Origin of the sequence: Caldibacillus thermoamylovorans (assembly GCF_000751775.1) — a bacterium.
In the GTDB taxonomy this organism is placed as follows: domain Bacteria; phylum Bacillota; class Bacilli; order Bacillales; family Caldibacillaceae; genus Caldifermentibacillus; species Caldifermentibacillus hisashii.
The window spans coordinates 1-17,560 of sequence record NZ_CCRF01000003.1 but is presented as its reverse complement, the minus strand read 5'-3'; the positions used below and the strand labels follow the sequence as shown (position 1 = coordinate 17,560).

The window sequence follows — 17,560 nt, the reverse complement described above, 5'->3', positions numbered from 1 at the left end:
TTTTAAGTGTCAATCAACCGAATCATCAACTTCTTTATCAGGAATGGAGAAAATAATTTCACCCTCGTCGGACAGATAATATTCTTGACGGGCATATTTACCAACATATTCATCATCTTGTAATTTGGTGATATTTTCTTTTAAAATTTCCTGGTTTTCTTTGATTTGATTATACTCAGCTTGTACTTCCTTTAACTGATCCTGCTTTTCGTTCAGGACAGTGGCTTGGGTATACAAAGTTTTAATTAATGTATAGGAGACAATGGCAACAAAGACAAAAAACAAAGTTAGCCTGCGAATGAGCAATTTTTTTCTCCTTTTTATATAGATACTATGCTGTTCTTGATGACTTTTATAAGTCTCGTTCAATATCGGAACTCTGCTTCGTTCAGTACTCATTCACTTAAGCCTCCTCTTTTAACGCCTTTTTAATTTATTGATTACGTCCATTATCCATTTTAGAGAATTAGAAATTCTTTTAAAAAAATGACTCCCTTTTATTTTAAACGATTTTGGTACAGCTTTCCAGATATATTTTCCTAAATAAGTAAATGGTTTAAGAACAATTTTAAGAAGAACCCCCAGGATTTTTACTAAAAATAAAAACATTTGCAGAGTGAACTTCCCCAGCGCGACAATTATTGTAAATATAAATGTAAAGAACATAACGACCGGCTTTATAATCACATTACTGAACAGTTTTACTCCGAGTCGGTATATGCGAACCAATAGCTGGATCAACCACTCAAGCAGCCGATTATATAAATTTTTTAGCAGACTTTGATAAAAAGCAAAACCGCAAAGAAGGGCTAAAAAAATATAAAAGCGTATTTCACCATTATTTACCAGGTAAAGGATATAAAAGGTAATGAGCGCTTGTACTATCCAAAATAAAATATCGTTAATGCCTCGTACAATGACATTTCTTTTTGAACGGTTAAATAAGCGGCTATACGTGTCCAAAGCCGCCCCAAAGTAACTGCCCATTCCAACCATGGCTAGCATTGTGTAAAATTGTACTGTTAGACTCATTTGAACAACTTGCTAAAGAATCCCTTAGCTTTATCTCCCTGGTGATCTTCTAGGTAGACGAGGTCAAATATTTTCCCTTTGATAGAAACAATCCCTTTATCAACATCCAAGTTTTTCATTTGTAGATTTTGACCACGAATAGCTAAATAACCCATGACCGTTTCTAATAGGAATTCTTCATTATCGAAGCTTTCTACTTGCTTCACACCGGTTATATCCAGAGTTTTACGTCCTCTCATAATTACATCATGATCCTGTACGACAGGTTTTTGATTTTTCGATTGATCATAATATTGGTTCACCATTCATCCCCCGATTCAATCTTGTTCTCATTCTTATAAAATAGTTATGCTCGTCCGTTCTGGATTAGAACAGAAAATAGCATTGGGGGACAAACCTCAATGGAATAGACAGGAATGTAAAAAGCTATTTTATTTATTAGTTTTCTTGATTTATCCGCTCATCTTTCATAACGGTATACATTGAATCCGCATCTTCTTTTCGCGTTGTTTCTTGCAATTTTTCAATCTTCACGGTCATAAGTCTTTGTCCAAATCTGATTTCTAATTCATCCCCGACATTGACTTCGGAACTTGCTTTAGCTGTTTTTCCATTGATTAAAATTCTTCCCTGATCCGCTACTTCTTTTGCCAAAGTTCGCCTTTTTATCAATCGGGATACTTTTAAAAATTTATCTAACCTCATAAATTTGTCCAGTCCTTTCTTTGTTGTTGCTTACAAACCATTTTCTTTCGCTTCATTCCAAAACGAATCCAGTTCTTCCAACGTATAATCCGAGAATTGTTTTCCGGCTTTATTTATTTTTTTCTCGATGTATTGAAACCGTCTTACAAATTTTTGATTGGCGCGAATCAGTGCTTCTTCCGGATGAATGGACAGGAACCTGGCTATATTTACCATCGAAAAAAGCAGATCACCATACTCCAGTTCGATTGCGTCTTTATTAACTCCACTGTTAACTTCTATTAGCCATTCATCTAACTCTTCTTTTAATTTCTCGATGACCGGTTCAATTTCCTGCCAATCAAAACCAAATTTTTTCGCCATTTTTTGCAGTTCATAGGCTTGTAAAAGTGCCGGCAACCCTTTTTTAACCGCGGCAAATCGTGTTTCTTCTCTTCCTTCTTCGTTTTGCTTAATGTTTTGCCAATTCGACAAAACTTCATCGACCGTTTTTGCGGCTTTATCGCCGAATACATGGGGATGTCGGCGGATCATTTTACTAGTGATTGCTTCGATAACATCATCAATGGTAAAGTATCCTTCATCTTCACCAATTTGAGCATGCAGCATGATTTGTAATAAAACGTCACCGAGCTCTTCAACCATATGGTCATCATCATTTTCATCAATCGCTTCAAGCAATTCATACGCCTCTTCAATTAAATATTTTTTTAACGATTGATGTGTTTGTTCCCGATCCCACGGACATCCGTTGGGACTTCTTAAAGTAGCTACTACTTGCCGTAAATAAGTAAAATTTTTATAAAGAATCCGTTCATCTTTTACCGGTGGGATATATAAACTTGTTAAATTACTGAACGAAAATTCATGATCCAGTAGATATAAAGGTACTTTTTTTACAGATTCAGCGGCACTGCCCGCATTTTCCACTATATAGATTTCATATGTGTCAGGTAGTAACTCCATTAATTCCAATTTTACATTTGATGCAACCATTTGATCATATACTTGTCCGATAATCATATGTTGCGTCAACTGAACATTATATTTATTGAAGTTTGTTCCATCCAACAGCTGGAAACCTTCAATTGGGTCAATCCGGACTGCTTGAAACAATGCATCGAGGAAACTTTGACCACCGGCCAATTCAATTTCAATCCCCATCTCTTCCCTGCGTTCAAGTAATAATTGAACCGTCCTCTCCGCAACTATAGGAGCCCCTGGAACAGCGTACACGATATCTTTATCCGATGCTTCCGAAATTAATTTCTCAACAATTTCCTCGTACACATCCGTAAATTGTTGATTCTTCTCATAAATCGCATCAAAGGAAAAATAGGCAACCCCTTCCTGTTCAAGGCTCTCAACAACCGGATGTTCTTTTGTCCGTAAAAACAATGGATAATCATTTTTTAATAACTTATAAACACCTAGGGGAAGTTGATTAATATCACCAGCTCCAAGCCCAACAATAATAATTTTAGTCACGGTTAACCCTTCCTTCTTTTAACAAAAATTGAAGTCTGCTCCCGAATGGTAATAGGATTATTTCTTCTTTGGAAAAAATACGGCCACGGATAATCGAGATGAAAAAGACAATCGCCCCAATCACAGCAGCACATATGGCAACAAAAGCGGAAAAGAGACGGACTCCGTGAAAAAGAGGAGCAAAAACTCGGCTAATCAAAAAAAATAAAGAAATCGTGATCGTCATAATTGTTAATGATTTTATTAAAACGATCACAAAGCGCCAATTGACCAGTCGAATATCAATGGTTTTTCGTAAACGATATATTAATATTACAGCCATCAGCAACAAGGCAAGATTACTGGCAATCGCCGCACCCATCGTACCCCATTTAAGTATAAAAAACCGATTAAATAAGAGCTTCACAAAAAATCCCACAATCACAATACATGCCGAAAAATATGTGATATCAAGTCCTTGCAAAACTGATATGATGGTTGTACAAATTGTCGCGAAAAAAACAATTAGTACAAATATGCGCAAAACATTTGAACCCCATTCGTTTTCAAATAACATCACATTCAAATCATTCATAATTAAAATCAAACCGGTTGTCGCAGCAGAACTGACGACAAGGCTTAATTGAAAGGCAAAGCGGATATAGCCCGTCATTTCTTCACTTTTTCTTTTCATCGCAGCAACAAAAGGGACAACAGACAATGACAAAGATATGGCTAAAACCATTCCCAGTTGCACTAACGGTTGTCCCCGATCATAAATCCCCTTCATCACTTGTGCTTGCGTTAAAGCCATTCCGCTTTCTTTTAGTAAAGGAACCATTTGAAAAGAGTCTGCCAACTGAAATAATAATAGCGTTAAACTGCTTATGCAGACGGCAATCCCTTCCGTCCATACCACTTTCATAATTTTAACAGAACCATTAATGCTATTCCAAAAATGTATTTGACTTTGGTGATGATGATGGATAAAAAATGCAACTAAAATCATTGCCCCGCATAAACTTCCAACCACTGAAGCAAACATCGTCCATTTTCCGATCCCATACAATGTAAAACCTTTGGCAGTTAAAAGAAAGGCCAAAATCAGAATAAGAGAAACCCGGACAATTTGTTCCCCCAGTTGAGAGATTGCAGTCGGTGCCATAAATACTTGGCCTTGAAAATGCCCCCGCATAACAGATACGAGCGGAATAATTAAAAAGGTTAAGGACACCATCTTCAACAAAGGTTCTAACCGGGGATCCCCCATCAGTCTGGCAGAAAATGTCGAACCAAAATAAATGACAAGGAATATAAGAAGGCAAATCGTTGAAACGGAAACAAATGCCGGAAATAATATATTTTTTGCTGCTCTTGTATCACCTATACTAATCTTTTCCGCATACAATTTTGAAATAACAACAGGAAATCCGTATGTGGCAAAAGAAACCGCTATCCCATAAAACGGGTATACTTGCTGATATATGTAAAAGCCAACATCTCCAACAATATTTTGAAACGGTACACGGTAAACAGCGCTTAATATTTTTGATAATAATCCCGCTACTGAAAGGATCGCTGTCCCTTTCAGCAATACCTTTTTCGAATTATCTTTCTCCTTTTTCATAAATACACCTGCTAAATAATAATGAGACTCTCATAAATAGGGGCTTTCCCCTCGGATGGTTAGTGGAACAAATCAGGCAATAAATAATACCAACCTCCATTTTATTATAAAACAATAAAAGAAGACAGACTTCCTGCCTTCCTAAAAAATATTTATTTCAATTAGTTTTTTATCCACCTTATGTAGTGACCATATCGTCCCCCGCCCCTAATTAGTGGATGAATAGCCATCATAGGGAAGTCAAGCTCCAACCTCAAGACTTAAAAGACCGCTATTCACCGGAAAAATTCCCGCTGATTAAGATCACTTTATTGTTCCATTTGTCTTGCTAAAAATCCTGCGGCTGTCTCGGCTGCTTTTTTTTCGACTTCACCTAATGTATTATCCTTAGACATTATAATAACTGTACCAATTGGGTCACCGTTAGCAATAATTGGGCTGATCGTATAGGAAGTCAATGTTTCTTCATTGCCTTCCACAAGCGAAATCGTGGTTTCATTCGTTTCTAAAACGGTGGATCGATCGGCCATGACCTTCTCTACAGACTCGCTAATATTTTTGTTTAAGTACTCTTTTTTCGACCCCCCTGCTACAGCAATAACCGAATCACGATCACAAATTAAAACGGTACTCCCAAGGCTGTCAAATAAAGCCTCTGCATATTCCTTGGAAAAATCACCTAATTCACTGATTGGAGAATATTTTTTTAAGATCACTTCCCCATCACGGTCAACAAAAATTTCTAACGGGTCTCCTTCACGAATTCGTAAGGTTCTCCTAATTTCCTTTGGTATTACAACACGACCTAAATCATCAATTCGACGTACAATACCAGTTGCCTTCATCTTAAGTTGCCTCTCTTTCTTATGATGATTTTCTTGCTGATGTCACAGTTACGAACGGATATATTATTCCAAAACAAGGCCCGACCAAGCGGAATACCAAGTGTAAATGGAATCATCATCCTTATATACAATTATTATCTTTCATATGGTAAGTTCTATACACAAACTAAAACTTTTTCTTATAGTAAGAATAATTGGAAATACTGGAAACAACTGTACAGTATAATTTATCCTCTTTTTATAAAAACACTAAACATAATTCTTTCTTTTATTCATTTGGATTCGTTCCATCAGTTTCTATATGATTTTCGCCACTATTTTGGTTTCTTATACAATAAAAAGGGCTAACCCCTTTATTGACAAATAAGTTAAAGTCAATTCAGAAAATTACACAAAAGGAGGTTAGCCTATACACCATATTCTATTATGATACTGTTTTTACTTCCCGTTCAACGGTTTGCGGTAATCCTTTTAAAATCGATTCAAGAGTAGAGAACCAATCTTGTTCGATTTGACTATTGTTATAGATAACGATTTTAAACTTTTCCCCTTCCATACCGTAACCTACCATGCGACCATATGGTTTACATAGTTCCACAATGTCTTTAATTTGAATGTCTTTCGTTACCGTTTCAGTAAAGATCAGATGAATTCCATCTTTATCCTTTTTAATCAATTCAATTCCTGCCTGTTTGGCGTAAATTTTAATCTCGGAAATCAAAAATAAATTATTTACTTCTTCCGGATAATCTCCATATCGATCAACCATTTCATCTTGCAATTCATGTATATCTTCCATGTTTGCAATTGCCCGGAACCGTTTATACATTTCAATCTTTTGGTAACCGTCATGAATATATTGATCCGGTATATAAGCGTCTATTTGAAGATCAATTTCAACCGGAAAATCTTGTTTGTCGGGTTCGTCACCTTTTCGTTTTTCTATCGCTTCTTTTAACATTTGTGAATAAAGATCAAATCCAACTGATTCGATAAACCCATGTTGTTGTGCCCCCAACAAATTTCCCGTCCCGCGTATGGATAGATCACGCATTGCTATTTTAAATCCTGAACCTAATTCAGTAAACTCCTTAATGGTTTGTAATCTCTTTTCGGCTACCTCAGTAAGGACTTTATCTTTACTGTAAGTAAAATACGCATAGGCGACCCGGTTAGACCGTCCGACTCGACCTCGTAATTGATAAAGTTGGGAAAGACCCATACGATCTGCATTTTCTACGATTAATGTGTTGACATTCGGGATATCTACTCCCGTTTCAATAATGGTCGTACTAACTAATACATCTGCTTCACCATTTAAAAAGCTTAACATAACATTTTCCAGTTCCATTGCATTCATTCTTCCATGCGCATAAATAAATCTGGCATCTGGTACAAGCATGGATAGTTCCTCAACTTTCCGGTCAATATCATCAATATTATTATAAACATAGTAAATTTGACCGTGTCTGGCCAACTCTCTTTCAATAGCCTCTTTTACAAGACCGGGGTTCATTTCCATAACATATGTTTGGATAGGAAAACGATTTTCCGGCGGTGTTTCAATAACGGACAGGTCACGAACGCCCAGTAAAGACATATGGAGTGTCCTCGGAATTGGTGTTGCGGTTAACGTTAAGACATCCACATTTGTTTTTAATTTTTTAATTTTTTCTTTATGAGTTACACCAAATCTTTGCTCTTCATCAATGATTAATAGTCCAAGGTCATGATAAGTAATATCTTTAGATAATAAGCGATGGGTACCAACAATAATATCAACGGTTCCATTTTTCAGACCTTTAATCGTCTCCTGCTGATCTTTACGTGTACGAAAGCGACTTAATACACCAATTTTAATCGGATAATCTTGAAATCTCTCCCGCATTGTTTCATAGTGTTGCTGTGCCAAAATCGTTGTTGGTACAAGAAAAGCCACTTGTTTGCCGTCACAAATTGCTTTAAAAGCAGCCCGTAATGCCACCTCAGTTTTGCCGTAACCAACATCGCCACATAAAAGCCGATCCATTGGGCGCGGTCTCTCCATATCTTTTTTAATTTCGGCAATTGACCTTAATTGATCTTGCGTTTCTTTATATGGAAATGTTGCTTCAAATTCCCGTTGTAATTCAGTATCCGGAGAAAAGGCATACCCAACAGAGGCTTCACGTTCTGCATACAATTTAATTAAATCCTCAGCAATATCCTGAACAGAAGATTCAACCTTTCTCTTTACGCGCTTCCATTCAGATCCGCCCAGTTTATACAGCTTTGGTTCTTTTCCTTCCGTACCGACATATTTTTGTACAAGATTAATTTGTTCAACAGGAACGTAAAGCTTGTCAGTACCTTGATATTTAATTTTCATATAGTCTTTATGGATTCCGTTAATTTCCAGCGTTTCAATTCCTAAATACTTACCAATCCCGTGATTCACATGAACTACGTAATCCCCGATATTGAGCTCCGAATAACTTTTAATCCGTTCTGCATTGGAAATTTTTTGTGTTCGGTGAGAATGTTTTTTTACCTTTTTATTAAATAATTCTCCCTCAGTAATAACGGCTATTTTCTCCATCGGGAATTCAAATCCGCTGTTTAACTGTCCTTTTATAATTTGCGTCTTTCCTATAATTAGCTGTTCGCCGTCCCAATTATTTACCGCTTCAATTGAGTAATCCGCTAAAACACTTTCAATTTTCTCTGTCCGACTATCATCCGCCCCTAAAAAAATAACTGTATATCCGCTTTTTTTCCAACGTTCCATTTCTGATTTCAACACGTTCATTTGTCCGTGGAAATTTTGCATTTGTTTACTGGATAAATTTAATATATTTTGCGGACTTGTATGTTGAATATGACGTAAAAAGAGTGAAAAATAAACAATCGGTTTTTTCGAACCATGTAAGATTTTCCATACATCATGGCTGATTGTTATCGAATGAACAACTTTTCCTTCATCCAATAAACTTGTATGCCATTCAGCTTCTTCCTTATCAAGTGTTTCTTTCATTTCACTAACTCTACTGATTTCATCCATAAATACGATGGAATTTTCACTTATATAGTCTAGTAAACTTCCTGGTTTTTCGTAGGCAAATGATAGATATTTAAAAATCTCATCAGGAATTTGTCCGGATCGCAGCTGCTCAATTTCATGTTCAGTTTGGGTAACAAGAGATTCTTTTACCTTTTCATCTTTTATTTTCTTTAAACTATCAGCCAGAGCTTTTTCAAGTTTATCCGCTATTCGTTGAAGATGATCCGGCCCTAAAATGATTTCTGTTGCCGGGCCAATTGTCACTTCCGAAAGTTTTTCCATAGAGCGTTGGTTATCAGTAGAAAAATAACGGATGGAATCAATGACATTGTCAAACAGCTCAATTCGAATCGGATTGCTTTCTGTCAATGAATAAATGTCAATAATACCGCCACGAACACTGAACTCCCCGGGTGCAGTAACCATTTCTGAACGTACGTAACCCATTTGGACAAATTTTTGAATGGATTGTTCCAGATTAATTTCATCATCCAATTGCCACTGAATGATATGTTCAGCCCATATTGCTTTTGGGGGTAAAATTCTTCTTATACCGGCGATGGGCGCTATAACTACACCCTTTTTGTTGCTATTCAAAAAATTTAATGCTTCAATTCGCTGCGAACGTAATTCAGGACTGGATATGCCCAGGTCGGCGATTGTCAATTCATTTGCCGGATATATGAACACTTCATCTGATATAAGATGAACCAAATCTTCATATAGCTTTTGTGCTTGCAATAAATTATAGGTGATGATCAGAAGAGGCTTATTCATCTTTTGATAAATACTAGCCATAAATACGGTTCTAGCCGAATTAGATAAACCGGCAACAAGTTGTTCGTTTAATCCTTCATTTATTCCGCTTGTAATCGACGCAATGTCGTCCTTTTGCATTAAAGTGGTTAATAACTCTCTCATTCTTTTGCCTCCTCTCCTCCTCTTGGTGTCATCTATTATGAATGGTAATAAGTACATGTTTGTCTAACTTTCACTGCAAATCAAAGAGTAAAGTCGGCAACCTTTACACAAATTGTTGCCGATTTTCTCATAAAGTGAAACTTCCATCAGTGGTAACACTGATGGTTAGTTAAACCGATCGGACATTTACGGCACTCATCTTGAGGCCACTGAAAAACTACTTGAATAGATTTACTAACACAATATATAGTATGATAAAACCCGAAAATTCATCTAAATACAGTGTTTAGCGAGATTATTTGGCACTTCCTCAGCCGCCTCACTCATCTTCCACCTTTTTCTTTGATTTACTTAAGGCCCTCCGAACAAGTCGGATGTATGCAGGCAGCAAATTATTGCCCGCTAAAAGTGGGATAAACAGAAAAATGCTTTGGATCTCCAAAGCTAATGGATAATATAGTCATGTTCATAATTACTTGGATTTATTGTAAAGGATTCATGGCAATCTTCGCAAATACTTTTTACTTGGATATTTCCGTCCGGTTCATATTGAATCATGTTCATCCGTTCACTTTCGGTTAATTTATGAAAACCCAATGTCTCATAGTCAATTATTTTATTTTCTAGAGTTCCAATTTTGGTACCACAATAACGACAAACATAATGGATACTCATCTTATGCACCCCTTGAATGGTAAATGAATTTATTTATGTTTATATTTATTATTTACCGTCCAAGGATAGTTTATTCTCTTATTTTTACTATAACAATAATAAATTTTCTTTCCTACTCATTTCACCTATTATATATATTCATAACCTCAATAAATGGTTTCTCGAGCCATGTTTCACACGCTTGGGCACTTTTCTCAATTACTTCTGCCATAATTGGTTTTTCGTCATTTATGAATTTTCCCAAAACATAGTCAACAACTTCAACACCCGGTTGTGGTTTGCCAATCCCGATTCGAATTCGATTAAATTCTTTAGTCCCGATTAACTTAATGATCGATTTTATGCCGTTATGACCAGCCGCGCTTCCTTTATAACGGAGACGGATTTTCCCGGGTGGCAAATCCAGTTCGTCGTAAATAACAAGTAAGTTTTCATGGGAAATTTGATAATAATCCATAATTGCCCGAACTGCTTCACCGGAAAGATTCATATACGTCATAGGTTTTAATATAATGACTTTTTCCCCGTTGACCATCCCTTTACCGAACAAGCTTTGAAATTTTGCCTCATTCAAAGGAATATTCCACTTTTCCACTAATTTATCAATAACTTTAAAACCGATATTATGTCTCGTTTCTTCATATTGTTTCCCCGGATTACCTAAACCGACAATTAATTTCACTCCAATGCCCTCCTCTTGATTGAGGAATCATCTCCGGTCGTCAATCAAGCCGTAATTTTTTCTGTTAATTTACTTTAAATGGCCTTTAGACCGCTTCCATTGCATCCGGCGAATGTAGAGATTCCCAGAAAATATCTGAGTTGCATCTTTAGGTAAATGTTTCCTAATCACTGAAAGAGGGGCTGTCCATTATTACTGGTTCGATTTTCTTTTAAGGATTTCAACGTAGTACATCGACATTCCTTAAAAAAGAACCAGCCATGGAGCAACCCTCCTAACCTATTCTTCCCTACCTTCCAAGTTTTCCGGTATACCCGGCTCTTGTTCTTCACCGGTACTGATTTCTTCCTCTTGTCTTGGCGGTAAAATAGAAGCAATTACCTCATCATTCTCATGATTTATTTCAAATGGATATTGCTGCCTTATTTTACCAACCGTTATCGTTTCACCCACTTGTAAATGGGTTACATCTACTTCAATTGCATCCGGAAATCGATTTACATTGGTAGTGACCGATAAATCGAACATTGACTGCTGAAGGACACCACCGTCTTTTACACCTTCCGCATCATTAACTAAAACAATGCGGACATCCGCTGTTATTACACTTAATGAATTTACAGCTAAAAAATCAATATGAATAATTTCTCTTGTAATCGGATCAACTTCATAATTTCTCACAATGGCCTGCTGTCTTTTTCCGTCAACATCAATGGTAAATATACCATTTTTACCAATTTCGTTGAATTGTTTTTTGAAATCCAATTTCTCAACTGAAATCGGTACATTACTTACATTTTTTCCATATAAGATTGCCGGAATATTTCCATTTTCCCGCAATGAATTCAGAGTAGCTCTCGTTTCTTTTGATCTTTCTTGTGCATATAAAACTGCTTCCATTGTTTTGGACACCTCTTTTTTTCGTTCAAATCTACAATTATAATATGTCCAAAACTTGGTATTAATAATCAAACGATCGCCAATCATATGTCTAATGCATTAACTTATAGGATTAAAACAAATCACTTACCGAGCGGTGTTCAAATACCCGTACAATTGCTTCACCTATTAAAGGGGCAACAGATAATTGTTTAATTTTTTCTATCCTTTTTTCCTCACTTAAAGGAATGGAGTTGGTTATAACAAGTTCTTTTATTTTGGAATGTGCAATCCGTTCAATTGCCGGCCCGGATAAAACCGGATGTGTACAACAAGCATAAACTTCACAAGCACCTTGTTCAACGAGTGCATTTGCCGCAAGTGTAATCGTACCGGCTGTATCGATAATATCATCAATGATTATAGCTGTTTTTCCTTCAATATTCCCGATAATATTCATTACTTCTGCTACATTTGGTCTTGGACGCCGTTTATCGATAATTGCAATCGGCGCTTTTAGACGATCGGCCATTTTTCGTGCACGGACAACACCACCGTGATCAGGGGAAACAACGACGATATCGTCAAAATTTTTATTTTCAAAGTACTCAGCTAAAATAGGTACACCCATTAAATGGTCAATTGGAATGTCAAAAAACCCTTGAATTTGAGGAGCGTGCAAATCCAAAGTAATCATGCGGGAAGTTCCGGCAGTTTCTAATAAATTTGCAACAAGTTTAGCAGTAATTGGTTCCCGGGACCGAGCCTTTCTATCTTGGCGTGCATACCCGTAATAAGGCATAACTACATTGATTTTTCTTGCAGAAGCTCTTTTTAACGCATCAATCATGATCAATAATTCCATTAAATGTTCATTAACCGGATTACTTGTCGATTGAACAACAAAAACATCACAACCGCGAATACTTTCTTCAATATTGATTTGAACTTCTCCGTCGCTAAAACGGTTAACAGTACATTTTCCAAGACTGACCCCAATCTCTTCGGCAATTTCACTTGCCAACTCCCGATTGGAATTTAACGAAAATAATTTCAACTTTTTATCTGGGTACTGGTTAGACATGATGAACCTCCTGGTTAACCTTTTTTCATTCGATTTTTCACATAATTTTCCTTATTAACCTGCCGTGCGCGGGCAATGGATAACGAATCTCCCGGTACATTGTCCGTTATTGTTGAACCGGCTGCTACATATGCACCCTCACCGATTTCTACCGGAGCAACTAAGTTCGAGTTGCATCCGATGAACGCACCATCTTTTATGATTGTTTTAAATTTATTTACACCATCATAATTAACAGTAATTGAGCCACATCCGATATTTACATTGCTGCCTACATTAGCATCACCTATATAGGATAAATGTGACGCTTTACTTTTTCTACCAAATTCCGTCTTTTTAATTTCGACAAAGTTGCCGATACGAACTTCATCATGAATAAGAGATTGCGGTCTGATATGTGCAAATGGACCGATTTGAACGTCTGAACCAATCTTGCTGTCATGTGTGACAGATTGACGAATTGACGTCCGATTGCCAATATCGCAGTTTAATATTTCAGAATTAGGACCGATGATGCAATCTGTACCAATAACCGTATTCCCTTTCACCATTGTGCCGGGATATATGACTGTATCCTGACCGATTACTACCGTTGCATCGATATAAGTTTGCTCCGGATCAATAATGGTTACACCGTTACGCATATGTTTTTCATTGATTCTTTGTTGCATAATTTTACCTGCCTGAGCTAAAGCTACTCGATCGTTGATACCAAATATTTCGGTAAAATCATTTGTTGTAAAAGCTGTTACCGTTTGTCCCGCGTCTTTTAAAATTCCAATAACATCCGGCAAATAATATTCATTTTGTGCATTATTATTTGTCACTTTTTGTAAAGCATGAAATAAGGATGCATTATCAAAGCAATAGGTTCCTGCATTTATTTCCTTTACTGCTTTTTCCTCATCGGACGCATCTTTATGCTCGACAATTTTTTCCACATACCCTTGCTCGTTTCTAATAACACGACCATAACCGGTGGGATCTTCTGCAACTGCAGTAAGAATTGTTGCCTTTGAATGATTGTTGATATGGTAGTCAATCATCGCTTTGATCGTGTCAGCTTTCAACAAAGGCGTGTCACCACAAACGACAAGAGTAAGACCTTCTTTATCCTGCAATAAATCCCTTGCTTGCATAACAGCATGTGCCGTACCTAATTGTTGCTCTTGTAAGACAAATTCCGAGTCATCTTTTAATTCATTTTTGACCTCATCTGCACCATGGCCGACAACCGTAATGATTTGGTCAGCACCTATTTGTTTCAATTCATCAATGACATGCCTAACCATTGGTTTCCCACAAACAGGATGCAATACTTTATAAAGTTTTGATTTCATTCGGGTTCCTTGACCTGCTGCTAAAACTATTACATACTTCTTGGACATATGCACCCTCCACTTTTACCTTTTTATCCACTATTGAATATATCTCAATCAAGACCATATTTCAAGGAAGGATTTGCTTGAAAATATTGCAAAACTTCAACGAGCGGCTCGATCATCGAGTAATGAAAAAGAACACAAACTACCTATGACACATCCTTATGGAACACTTGGATAGTCGTATCGTAACCTCCCAAATCAACAGGGATCGGTCATTTTCTATCCATCTGTGCAATTGCCAATCTTTAAAACTTCAAGTATAGGTCTTTTCGTGACCTTAGTGAATGAATAAACAGGATATGTTTTGGTAATGATTGGAAGCCTAATAAGCGGGAAACAAAAAAAGAGCCTTACACACTTGTAGGCTCTCGGTTGTTATTTTTTTCAGGATGCCCCGGCTTCTTCCAACTCTACTTCTACTTCTCCTAAACGATGGTACTCAGATAACACCGCTTCTTGTATCTTTCCTCTTGTAGTAGAGTTGATCGGATGGGCAATATCTCTAAATTCACCGTCCGGCGTACGCTTGCTTGGCATAGCAACAAACAATCCGTTATTGCCGTCAATAACACGGATATCATGGACGACAAATTCATTATCCAATGTAATTGAAGCAATCGCCTTCATTCTCCCGTCCGTATTCACTCTCCGTAATCGTACATCTGTTACTTCCATTCGTTTCACCACCTTAAAGTAGACTTAATAATAGATTCTACAAATTTTTTTAGATTCCTTCTTAAACTAAGGAAATTTTTTTAATTTTTTATGTAAATTCAACTATAACATCCTTATGATAAATAAATTTAAATTTTTATAAAAATAACAGCAATAAAGTGAAGCCGTTTGTTAGTTGAATACATCCGGATGCATGTGGGAATTCCCTTTCCCACAAATCTTGCCGCTAAGCGCGGAATCAAATTTATTTAGTAAAGTAATTACCTTCATGTACAGAAATTCTTTTTTCCTGGACATCGACATTTGATAATTTGACAATCGATATGTACTGATCAACCAGTCGATCTTCCACCTCTTCTGATTCAACAAGAACAGCAATACCGGCATAACTCGCTTGAAATTCATCCAACAAACTAATCATCCCGCGTATGGTCCCGCCGGCTTTCATGAAATCATCGACGATTAACACCCGAGAACCCTCTTTCAAACTCTTTTTCGCCAAAAGCATTGTCTGGATTCTCTTACTTGATCCTGTTACATAATTGATACTTACCGTTGAGCCTTCTGTTATTTTTGCATCTTTACGAACAATAACGACCGGGACATTTAAAAATCTTGCGGTTGCATATGCTAATGGAATCCCTTTAGTCGCTACAGTCATAACCGCATCAATTGGTTCATCACAGAATTTTGATGCAAACATCCGCCCCACTTGATCCATAATCATTGGGTTGCCGACTATATCAGCCAAATATAAGTAACCGCCGGGTAAAAGACGATCAGGTTCTGCAATTAACTGGCATAAATCAGCAACAAAAGGTTTTACCAGGTCTTGTTTCACTTTTACATAATACTTAACTCCTCCGCTTGCTCCCGGAATCGTCACCAGTTTCCCGATCCCTTGTAGATCAAATATTTCCTTTAGTATGGTTAAATCCTCACTTATCGATGACTTCGCCGCTTGATACCTTTCAGAAAAAAAAGTTAATGAGATCAAGTCTCTTGGATGGTTTAACAGATAATTCGTCATGTCAATTAGTCGTTCACTTCTTTTCCAACTCATATGTTCACCTCCATAAATCCGAATAATAATATAAATATGATATACTAATATTCGTATTTTATCAAGATACCCAAAATATATCAGGGTACCAAATTCTCTTTAACTGAATTCATTTCGTTTACCTAATAACCGCACAGCATAAACTTGATGACAATAACCCCTCAGTCCATTATAAAGTCTCTGCATTCTGGAATCGTGCTGGACAAGAGCAAATACGGTTGGTCCGCTCCCACTCATTAATACCGCATCCGCACCAAACCTTTTCATATCGTCTTTCAAATGTTTTACTTTCGGAAAATATTTGAATGTCACTGATTCAAGAACATTGCTTAGATTGGCGCATATTCCACGGTAATCACCTTGATAGATTGCATCTACCATTGCTTTTGTATTCGGATGAATGACTTCATTTAGATTCAGATGTTCGTAAACTTCCGCCGTGGAAACACCTATTGCCGGTTTTGCCAAGACGACCCAACAATTAGGCGGCGGCGGTAACGGTGTTATGATTTCTCCCCTTCCTTTTGCTAATGCCGTTCCACCATAGACACAAAATGAAACATCTGAACCAATTTCCGCCCCGAGTTCGGCCAGTTCATCCAAAGTAAGTCTTAAATCCCATAGTTTATTCATCCCTCTCAGAACAGCAGCTGCATCACTGCTTCCCCCGGCAAGTCCGGCTGCAACAGGGATGTTTTTCTCAATCGTAATGGAAGCACCGGACTTTATATTAAAGCGATCCTTCAATAACTTTGCCGCCTTATATGCCAAGTTTCGATCATCGTCGGGAACAAACCGAGTTTGCGAATGAATAACAATCCGATCATCATTAAGTAACTCCAGTTCCAGGCGATCAGCCAAATCAACGGTTGTCATGACCATTTCCAATTCATGATATCCATCAGTACGCTTGTAGAGGACATCCAACGAGAGGTTTATTTTTGCTGGAGCTTTTACAAGAAGTTTCAACACGTCCACCTACTTTTAAACATTATGTATAATTTTGTATTATTTTACCATATAACAGCAAAAGAAACGAATCGTGTTAAGGGGGAAGTATTTAATGATTATTTTTTCAAGTGAAATACTTCACTAAACCCAGGAAATATTTTCCTCATACGAAGGGCATATAAAAATCCGAGGATAAGACCTCGGATGTTGTCACAGTAAATTTTGTTGTTCATATGGTGGACTTTGAAGAATTACTGCCGATTTTTCATCTGCTCTTCCGCAATCTCTATGGCACGTTTTACCATATTTCCTGCATCTCTTGCCCGAATGCCGCCCCATCCTTCTTTTTCAACGACATCGTAGAAACCAAGCTCTTTGGCCAATTCTACTTTCATTTCTTCAGACATGATTCCTCTTCTTCTACCCACAACGACAACCCCTCTCATACTGTGACATGTATAGTTTAATCTGAAATACATTTAGCATACCCGGTAATAACAACCGAGCATTCCAAATAAAAACAAATAAG

Annotated in this window: 17 protein-coding genes; all 17 read right to left on the bottom strand. The window is 37.1% G+C overall.

Annotated elements, in window-relative coordinates; genetic code table 11:
- Positions 1-9: 9 nt before the first annotated feature.
- The 17 genes from BT1A1_RS00330 to BT1A1_RS00250 all read right to left on the bottom strand — a co-directional run bounded on the left by BT1A1_RS00330 (position 10) and on the right by BT1A1_RS00250 (position 17,459).
- On the bottom strand, positions 10-399 hold the full coding sequence (locus tag BT1A1_RS00330; RefSeq protein ID WP_034766890.1) for an FtsB family cell division protein: 390 nt from the start codon (positions 397-399) through the stop codon (positions 10-12).
- Positions 400-417: 18 nt separating this feature from the next.
- Complete coding sequence (yabQ, locus tag BT1A1_RS00325; protein WP_034766888.1) at positions 418-1,032, bottom strand: spore cortex biosynthesis protein YabQ; 615 nt, start codon at positions 1,030-1,032, stop codon at positions 418-420.
- Positions 1,029-1,334 (bottom strand): sporulation protein YabP, encoded by a 306-nt coding sequence (yabP, locus tag BT1A1_RS00320; protein ID WP_034766886.1) that lies wholly within the window; start codon positions 1,332-1,334, stop codon positions 1,029-1,031. Before yabP ends, yabQ begins: the two co-directional genes overlap by 4 nt.
- A gap of 136 nt (positions 1,335-1,470) precedes the next feature.
- A complete protein-coding gene (locus BT1A1_RS00315; protein ID WP_034766884.1) occupies positions 1,471-1,737 on the bottom strand; it encodes an RNA-binding S4 domain-containing protein in 267 nt (88 codons plus the stop codon).
- 30 nt (positions 1,738-1,767) lie between these two features.
- Positions 1,768-3,225, bottom strand: coding sequence for a bifunctional methyltransferase/pyrophosphohydrolase YabN (mazG, locus tag BT1A1_RS00310; protein ID WP_034766882.1), 1,458 nt, complete (start codon positions 3,223-3,225; stop codon positions 1,768-1,770).
- A complete protein-coding gene (locus BT1A1_RS00305; RefSeq protein ID WP_034766880.1) occupies positions 3,218-4,831 on the bottom strand; it encodes a putative polysaccharide biosynthesis protein in 1,614 nt (537 codons plus the stop codon). The genes mazG and BT1A1_RS00305 overlap by 8 nt, the downstream gene beginning before the upstream one ends.
- A 308-nt stretch (positions 4,832-5,139) precedes the next feature.
- Positions 5,140-5,676 carry a stage V sporulation protein T gene (gene spoVT, locus BT1A1_RS00300; RefSeq protein ID WP_034766878.1) on the bottom strand — a complete coding sequence of 179 codons (537 nt, stop codon included), beginning with the start codon at positions 5,674-5,676 and terminating at the stop codon, positions 5,140-5,142.
- A gap of 424 nt (positions 5,677-6,100) precedes the next feature.
- Positions 6,101-9,637 carry a transcription-repair coupling factor gene (gene mfd, locus BT1A1_RS00295; RefSeq protein WP_034766876.1) on the bottom strand — a complete coding sequence of 1,179 codons (3,537 nt, stop codon included), beginning with the start codon at positions 9,635-9,637 and terminating at the stop codon, positions 6,101-6,103.
- A 444-nt stretch (positions 9,638-10,081) separates the two neighbouring features.
- The gene (locus BT1A1_RS00290) at positions 10,082-10,312 is read right to left on the bottom strand and encodes an anti-sigma-F factor Fin (protein WP_034766873.1); all 231 of its coding nucleotides are present in this window, start codon (positions 10,310-10,312) and stop codon (positions 10,082-10,084) included.
- Positions 10,313-10,433: 121 nt separating this feature from the next.
- Positions 10,434-10,994 (bottom strand): aminoacyl-tRNA hydrolase, encoded by a 561-nt coding sequence (gene pth / locus BT1A1_RS00285; RefSeq protein ID WP_034766871.1) that lies wholly within the window; start codon positions 10,992-10,994, stop codon positions 10,434-10,436.
- Between the two features lie 279 nt (positions 10,995-11,273).
- Positions 11,274-11,894: a 50S ribosomal protein L25/general stress protein Ctc gene (locus BT1A1_RS00280; RefSeq protein ID WP_034766869.1), complete on the bottom strand. Its 621-nt coding sequence runs from the start codon at positions 11,892-11,894 to the stop codon at positions 11,274-11,276.
- 112 nt (positions 11,895-12,006) lie between these two features.
- Positions 12,007-12,957, bottom strand: a complete 951-nt coding sequence (locus BT1A1_RS00275; protein WP_034766865.1) for a ribose-phosphate diphosphokinase — start codon at positions 12,955-12,957, stop codon at positions 12,007-12,009.
- Between the two features lie 14 nt (positions 12,958-12,971).
- Positions 12,972-14,345: a bifunctional UDP-N-acetylglucosamine diphosphorylase/glucosamine-1-phosphate N-acetyltransferase GlmU gene (gene glmU / locus BT1A1_RS00270; RefSeq protein ID WP_034766862.1), complete on the bottom strand. Its 1,374-nt coding sequence runs from the start codon at positions 14,343-14,345 to the stop codon at positions 12,972-12,974.
- A gap of 381 nt (positions 14,346-14,726) precedes the next feature.
- Positions 14,727-15,017, bottom strand: a complete 291-nt coding sequence (spoVG, locus tag BT1A1_RS00265; protein ID WP_033826373.1) for a septation regulator SpoVG — start codon at positions 15,015-15,017, stop codon at positions 14,727-14,729.
- Between the two features lie 244 nt (positions 15,018-15,261).
- Positions 15,262-16,080: a pur operon repressor gene (gene purR, locus BT1A1_RS00260; RefSeq protein ID WP_034766860.1), complete on the bottom strand. Its 819-nt coding sequence runs from the start codon at positions 16,078-16,080 to the stop codon at positions 15,262-15,264.
- Between the two features lie 99 nt (positions 16,081-16,179).
- Positions 16,180-17,049 (bottom strand): 4-(cytidine 5'-diphospho)-2-C-methyl-D-erythritol kinase, encoded by an 870-nt coding sequence (ispE, locus tag BT1A1_RS00255; RefSeq protein ID WP_034766858.1) that lies wholly within the window; start codon positions 17,047-17,049, stop codon positions 16,180-16,182.
- 233 nt (positions 17,050-17,282) lie between these two features.
- The gene (locus BT1A1_RS00250) at positions 17,283-17,459 is read right to left on the bottom strand and encodes a small, acid-soluble spore protein, alpha/beta type (RefSeq protein ID WP_034766855.1); all 177 of its coding nucleotides are present in this window, start codon (positions 17,457-17,459) and stop codon (positions 17,283-17,285) included.
- Positions 17,460-17,560: the final 101 nt, after the last annotated feature.

Bases quoted from the DNA above. Each gene is read 5' to 3' on its own strand.
- BT1A1_RS00330 (WP_034766890.1), bottom strand. From the start codon at position 399: ATGAGTACTGAACGAAGCAGAGTTCCGATATTGAACGAGACTTATAAA.
- yabQ (WP_034766888.1), bottom strand. From the start codon at position 1,032: ATGAGTCTAACAGTACAATTTTACACAATGCTAGCCATGGTTGGAATG.
- BT1A1_RS00315 (WP_034766884.1), bottom strand. From the start codon at position 1,737: ATGAGGTTAGATAAATTTTTAAAAGTATCCCGATTGATAAAAAGGCGA.
- BT1A1_RS00305 (WP_034766880.1), bottom strand. From the start codon at position 4,831: ATGAAAAAGGAGAAAGATAATTCGAAAAAGGTATTGCTGAAAGGGACA.
- spoVT (WP_034766878.1), bottom strand. From the start codon at position 5,676: ATGAAGGCAACTGGTATTGTACGTCGAATTGATGATTTAGGTCGTGTT.
- mfd (WP_034766876.1), bottom strand. From the start codon at position 9,637: ATGAGAGAGTTATTAACCACTTTAATGCAAAAGGACGACATTGCGTCG.
- BT1A1_RS00290 (WP_034766873.1), bottom strand. From the start codon at position 10,312: ATGAGTATCCATTATGTTTGTCGTTATTGTGGTACCAAAATTGGAACT.
- BT1A1_RS00280 (WP_034766869.1), bottom strand. From the start codon at position 11,894: ATGGAAGCAGTTTTATATGCACAAGAAAGATCAAAAGAAACGAGAGCT.
- BT1A1_RS00275 (WP_034766865.1), bottom strand. From the start codon at position 12,957: ATGTCTAACCAGTACCCAGATAAAAAGTTGAAATTATTTTCGTTAAAT.
- glmU (WP_034766862.1), bottom strand. From the start codon at position 14,345: ATGTCCAAGAAGTATGTAATAGTTTTAGCAGCAGGTCAAGGAACCCGA.
- spoVG (WP_033826373.1), bottom strand. From the start codon at position 15,017: ATGGAAGTAACAGATGTACGATTACGGAGAGTGAATACGGACGGGAGA.
- purR (WP_034766860.1), bottom strand. From the start codon at position 16,080: ATGAGTTGGAAAAGAAGTGAACGACTAATTGACATGACGAATTATCTG.